Consider the following 5,027-nt stretch of genomic DNA (forward strand, 5'->3'; position numbering starts at 1 on the left):
AACTGTAGCCGGACTGCTAATTCCAGCAACATTAACAGCTGTATTTGCAGGTATAACAGAACCTCTTGAATTTACATTCTTGTTTGTTGCTCCAGTATTGTTTGTTGTTCACTCTGTCTTAGCAGCTACCCTTGCTGCAACATCTTATGCTTTTGGTGTAGTAGGAGATTTTGGAGGAGGTTTAATAGACTGGGTAGCAAAGAACTGGATTCCATTATTTAAATATCATTCAGGAACTTATATAACACAAATAATAATAGGTTTAATTTTTACAGGTATTTGGTTTATAGTATTTAGATATTTAATTTTAAAATTTGATTTTAAAACTCCTGGTAGGGAGGGAGACTCTGAAAAAACAAAACTTTATAGAAAAGCAGATTATAAAGCAATGAAGGAAGCAGCTTCAACAAAGGAAGCAGCATCAAAGGAAGACGGAAGAGATATAAAGGCCAGAAGATTTTTAGAGCTCCTTGGTGGTAAGGAAAATATTGCTGATGTAACAAATTGCGCAACTAGACTTAGAGTGACAGTTAAAGATGAATCATTAGTTGCTCCAGCTGAGGAGTTTAAAGAAGCAGGAGCCCATGGATTAGTACACAAGGGAAAAGCTATACAAGTTATAGTAGGTTTATCAGTTCCTCAAATTAGAGAGAGGTTTGAAAACCTTTTATAAATATATATAAATGGAGGAGATTCATATGAAAAAATTTTCAGTAGTTATTGCAGGTGGAGGCAGTACATTTACGCCAGGTATTGTCTTAATGCTTTTAGAAAACTTAGAAAGATTTCCTATTAGAAAGTTAAAATTTTATGATAATGATGGAGAAAGACAAGATATAATAGCTAAGGCTTGTGAAATTTTATTAAAGGAAAGAGCTCCTGAAATAGAGTTTAAATCTACAACAGATCCAGAAGAAGCCTTTACAGATGTAGATTTTGTAATGGCCCATATAAGAGTGGGCAAATATGCTATGAGAGAATTAGATGAAAAGATTCCTCTAAAGTATAATGTTGTTGGACAAGAAACCTGTGGGCCTGGAGGAATAGCCTATGGAATGAGATCCATTGGGGGAATATTAGAGTTAATTGATTATATGGAGAAATATTCACCAAATGCATGGATGTTAAACTACTCTAATCCTGCGGCTATAGTAGCTGAAGCAACAAGAAAATTAAGACCATATTCAAAGATATTAAATATCTGTGATATGCCTATAGGAATAGAAGGGCATATGGCAAAAATAGCAGGATTATCTTCAAGAAAAGATATGATTGTTAGGTATTATGGTTTAAATCATTTTGGATGGTGGTCAAGCATTACTGATAAAGAAGGAAATGATCTAATGCCAAAGATTAAGGAGCATGTTTTTAAATATGGCTATAATGTTGATGTTGAAGAATATCAACATGTAGATGCCAGCTGGAGTGATACTTTTGCTAAAGCAAAAGATGTACTAGCAGTTGATCCAACTCATTTGCCAAACACATATCTTAAATATTATTTATTTCCAGATTATGTAGTTGAACATTCAAATAAAGAATATACAAGAGCAAATGAAGTTATGGATGGAAGGGAAAAATTTGTTTTTGGAGAATGCAAAAAAGTTATTGAACAAGGTAATACAAAAGGGGTTGCCCTTCATATAGATGAGCATGCTTCTTATATAGTAGATTTAGCAAGGGCTATTGCCTATAATACTAAAGAAAGAATGTTATTAATAGTTGAAAATAAGGGTGCCATAGTAAACTTCGATCCAACAGCCATGGTAGAGATTCCTTGCTTAGTTGGTTCAAATGGTCCAGAGCCCCTTTCAATTGGAGAAATTCCAAGATTCCAAAAGGGGTTAATGGAGCAGCAGGTAGCTGTAGAAAAGTTAGTTGTTGAAGCTTGGGAAGAAGGATCCTACCAAAAATTATGGCAGGCTTTAACTTTATCTAAGACAGTTCCAAGTGCAAAAGTTGCAAAGGAGATTTTAGATGACTTAATTGAAGCAAATAAGGGATATTGGCCGGTATTAAAATAATATTAAATAAATAAACTATAATGAAAGAACCTATGTAAATGTATAAGCATTAATATAGGTTCTTTTTTGGAAAAATAATCCTTTTATGTGGTATAATACATTATATATTCTTGGAGGTGCAACATGAAACTAGATAAGTTAATAAATAATAACTATTTGAAATTAACTGACAGTGATTTATATATTTTAAAATATATAATGAATAATAAAAAAGAATGTTTAGATTTAAAAATCAATGATTTAGCCTCTAAATGTAATGTATCGAGAACTACAATACTAAGGTTTGCACAAAAGATTGGCTTTAGGGGATATAGTGAATTTAAAGCATTCTTGAAATGGGATATTGAAGGTAAAAAGAAGATTGAAAGCAAACCAGTTGAAAAGTTCTATTGTGATATTGAAGAAACCTTAAAAAGTATGCAGCAGAAGGATTTTACAGAAATCTGTAAGCTTATTTATAATGCTGAAAGAGTATTTGTTTATGGAACAGGAATCGCCCAAGCTTCCGTAGCAAGAGAAATTAAAAGAGAATTTTTATCCCTTCAAAAGTGCTTTTATGAAATTGAAGGTGATACAGAATTAAAAATGTTATCTCCAAGTTTTACACCTAAGGATCTTATTATAATAATAACCTTATCAGGAAGTAGAGAATATTTAATTGATTTAGTTAAAGAATTAAATTTCAAGGGAATAAAATATATAGCAATAACTAAGATAAACAATAATGAAGTAGCAATAAGAACAAAATATAATATTTATGTATCAACATCTATAATAAATTTAGGAAATGGAAATGATTATGAGTCAATGGTCTTATTTTCAATAGCAATAGAAATATTATTTAGGGAATATGTTGCGTTTTTAAAGACAAAGGAAACTGAGAAATAACTATCTATTATTATATAAAAAATTAGTGTTTATGTTTGGTATTAATTTTAAAGATTTTAATATAAACTTTGAAATTCTATTTACATAAATATGAATTAATGTAAAAAAAAGCTGAATGATACGGTAGTTAGTATTGTACTAATAAAGAAATATTTATAAGAGGAGATAAAGTTAATGGAAAATAATGTTGAAAAGGATATATATTTTAATAAGTAAAACTTAAAATTAAAAAGGCATTACAAATGAAAGTTTGCAATGCCTTTAGTATCTATTTTGTATAATTATCAAAGTAACCTTGAATATATATAACAGGTGTTCCTTTATCTCCACTTCCTGAAGTTAAGTCTGATAAAGAACCTATTAAGTCTGTAAGTCTTCTTGGAGTAGTTCCTTGAGAAACCATATTTCCAACTAGGTTTGACTCTTTATTCTGTATATATTCAGAAATAGCTTTCTTTAATTCTTCACCTTTAAGATCTGCAAATTCATTATCTGCTAAGTATTTTAATTTCACTTCATTTGGGGTACCTTCAAGACCTTTAGTATAGGCAGGAGATACTACAGGGTCAGCAAGTTCCCATATCTTACCTACAGGATCTTTAAAAGCTCCATCTCCATAAATCATAACTTCAACATCTTTACCTGTTTTTTCTTTAAGAATTGCTTGGATTTTATCTACAACAGGCTGACAGTTTCTAGGGAATAACTTAATAGTATCTTCAGTTGATTTATTTGAACCTAATAAACCATACTTTTCATTATATCCGCTTCCATCAATTGATGATGTTAATATATCGTCAAGACTATAAACTTTTTCTGCTCCATTAGCCTTTAAAATTCTTTTGGTTCTAAATCTTGTATGTATATCACAAGTAAGAACGCTTTTTGTGTATTCTAAAATTGTTTTAGGATTATTTGAGAATATAATTTCACACTCTTTACCACATTCTTCAACCAACGATTTATAATATTCTATATAGTCAACACCAGTAAACTGATGTTTGTTATATCCAAATAATTCACGGAACTTTTCTTCAGTTAAAACATCGCTCCAAGGATTTACTCCCTTTTCATCAAGAAGATCAATATCAACTAAATGGTTACCAACTTCATCAGAAGGGTAGCTAAGCATTAAAACTATCTTTTTTGAAGCTCCCTTTGCAATTCCACGAAGATTTATTGCAAATCTATTACGACTTAAAATTGGGAAAATAACTCCAATGGTATCTTCAGCAAATTTTGCTTTTATGTCTGTGGCAATATTGTCAACAGTTGCATAATTTCCTTGTGCACGAGCAACTATAGATTCAGTTATAGTCACTATATCTCTGTCCATAATTGTGAACCCTTCAGCTTCAGAAGCCTTAAGAACACTTTCGACAACGATTTCTTCGATGTTATCTCCTTGTTTAATTATAGGGCAGCGAAGTCCTCTAATAACTGTTCCAACAACTCTTTCCAAAACAATCTCTCCTAACTTTTAATTTGTTTTTATATTTTCTAGTTTACATTTATAATATACACTATAATTATGTTATAAGTAAAATAAATAAATCATATAAAAGGTATAAGGAGAAATTATATGATAGGTAAATTAGATTTGTATAAAATATTTTGGCAGGTTTCTAAAAGCAAAAGTTTTTCAAGGGCAGCAAAAGAATTATATATGACTCAGCCAGCTATTAGTCAATCTATTATACAATTAGAGACAGAATTAGATACAAGATTGTTTAATAGAACAACTAAGGGAGTTTCTTTAACTGCGGAAGGTAAAGCACTATATGATTATGTAAATTCAGCTATGATGTTAATTAATTCAGGAGAAGAAAAAATTTTAGAATTTAAAAATTTATCTGTGGGAGAATTAAAAATAGGAGTTGGAGATACCATTTCAAGATATTTTTTACTTCCTTATTTAGAAATGTTTCATATTAAATATCCTAATATAATGTTTAAAATAATTAATGGTACAACTTTAGAATTATGTTCTATATTAAAAGCGGGAGAAATAGATATTGCAATATGTAATTTTCCATTAGAAGATGAAAGTATAGATAAAAAGCCTTTATTTTTTCTTTATATTTTTTTCCACAAACAAAAATATCATGAATTTTA

At 29.9% G+C, this 5,027-nt stretch carries 5 protein-coding genes; 4 read left to right on the forward strand and 1 reads right to left on the reverse strand.

Going from position 1 to position 5,027, the window contains the following annotated elements; translation table 11 throughout:
- The 3 genes from KQI16_RS10735 to KQI16_RS10745 all read left to right on the forward strand — a co-directional run.
- Positions 1-673: glucose PTS transporter subunit EIIB (locus KQI16_RS10735; protein WP_216434316.1), on the forward strand; the 673-nt coding region annotated here is incomplete at its 5' end.
- A gap of 25 nt (positions 674-698) precedes the next feature.
- Complete coding sequence (locus KQI16_RS10740) at positions 699-2,024, forward strand: 6-phospho-alpha-glucosidase (protein ID WP_216434318.1); 1,326 nt, start codon at positions 699-701, stop codon at positions 2,022-2,024.
- Between the two features lie 123 nt (positions 2,025-2,147).
- A complete protein-coding gene (locus KQI16_RS10745; RefSeq protein ID WP_216434320.1) occupies positions 2,148-2,912 on the forward strand; it encodes a MurR/RpiR family transcriptional regulator in 765 nt (254 codons plus the stop codon).
- Between the two features lie 268 nt (positions 2,913-3,180).
- Here the strand turns inward: KQI16_RS10745 and KQI16_RS10750 are convergent, their stop codons facing one another.
- The gene (locus KQI16_RS10750; protein ID WP_216434322.1) at positions 3,181-4,374 is read right to left on the reverse strand and encodes a coenzyme F420-0:L-glutamate ligase; all 1,194 of its coding nucleotides are present in this window, start codon (positions 4,372-4,374) and stop codon (positions 3,181-3,183) included.
- Between the two features lie 120 nt (positions 4,375-4,494).
- On the opposite strand from KQI16_RS10750, the gene KQI16_RS10755 reads away from it, so the two are divergent.
- A partial coding sequence (locus KQI16_RS10755) for a LysR family transcriptional regulator (protein ID WP_216434324.1) occupies positions 4,495-5,027 on the forward strand: 533 nt, incomplete at its 3' end.

Source organism: Caproiciproducens sp. MSJ-32 (genome assembly GCF_018918055.1).
Lineage (GTDB): Bacteria > Bacillota > Clostridia > Clostridiales > Clostridiaceae > Clostridium.

Coding starts and splice junctions, on each gene's coding strand:
- KQI16_RS10740 (WP_216434318.1), top strand. CDS start 699: ATGAAAAAATTTTCAGTAGTTATTGCAGGTGGAGGCAGTACATTTACG.
- KQI16_RS10745 (WP_216434320.1), top strand. CDS start 2,148: ATGAAACTAGATAAGTTAATAAATAATAACTATTTGAAATTAACTGAC.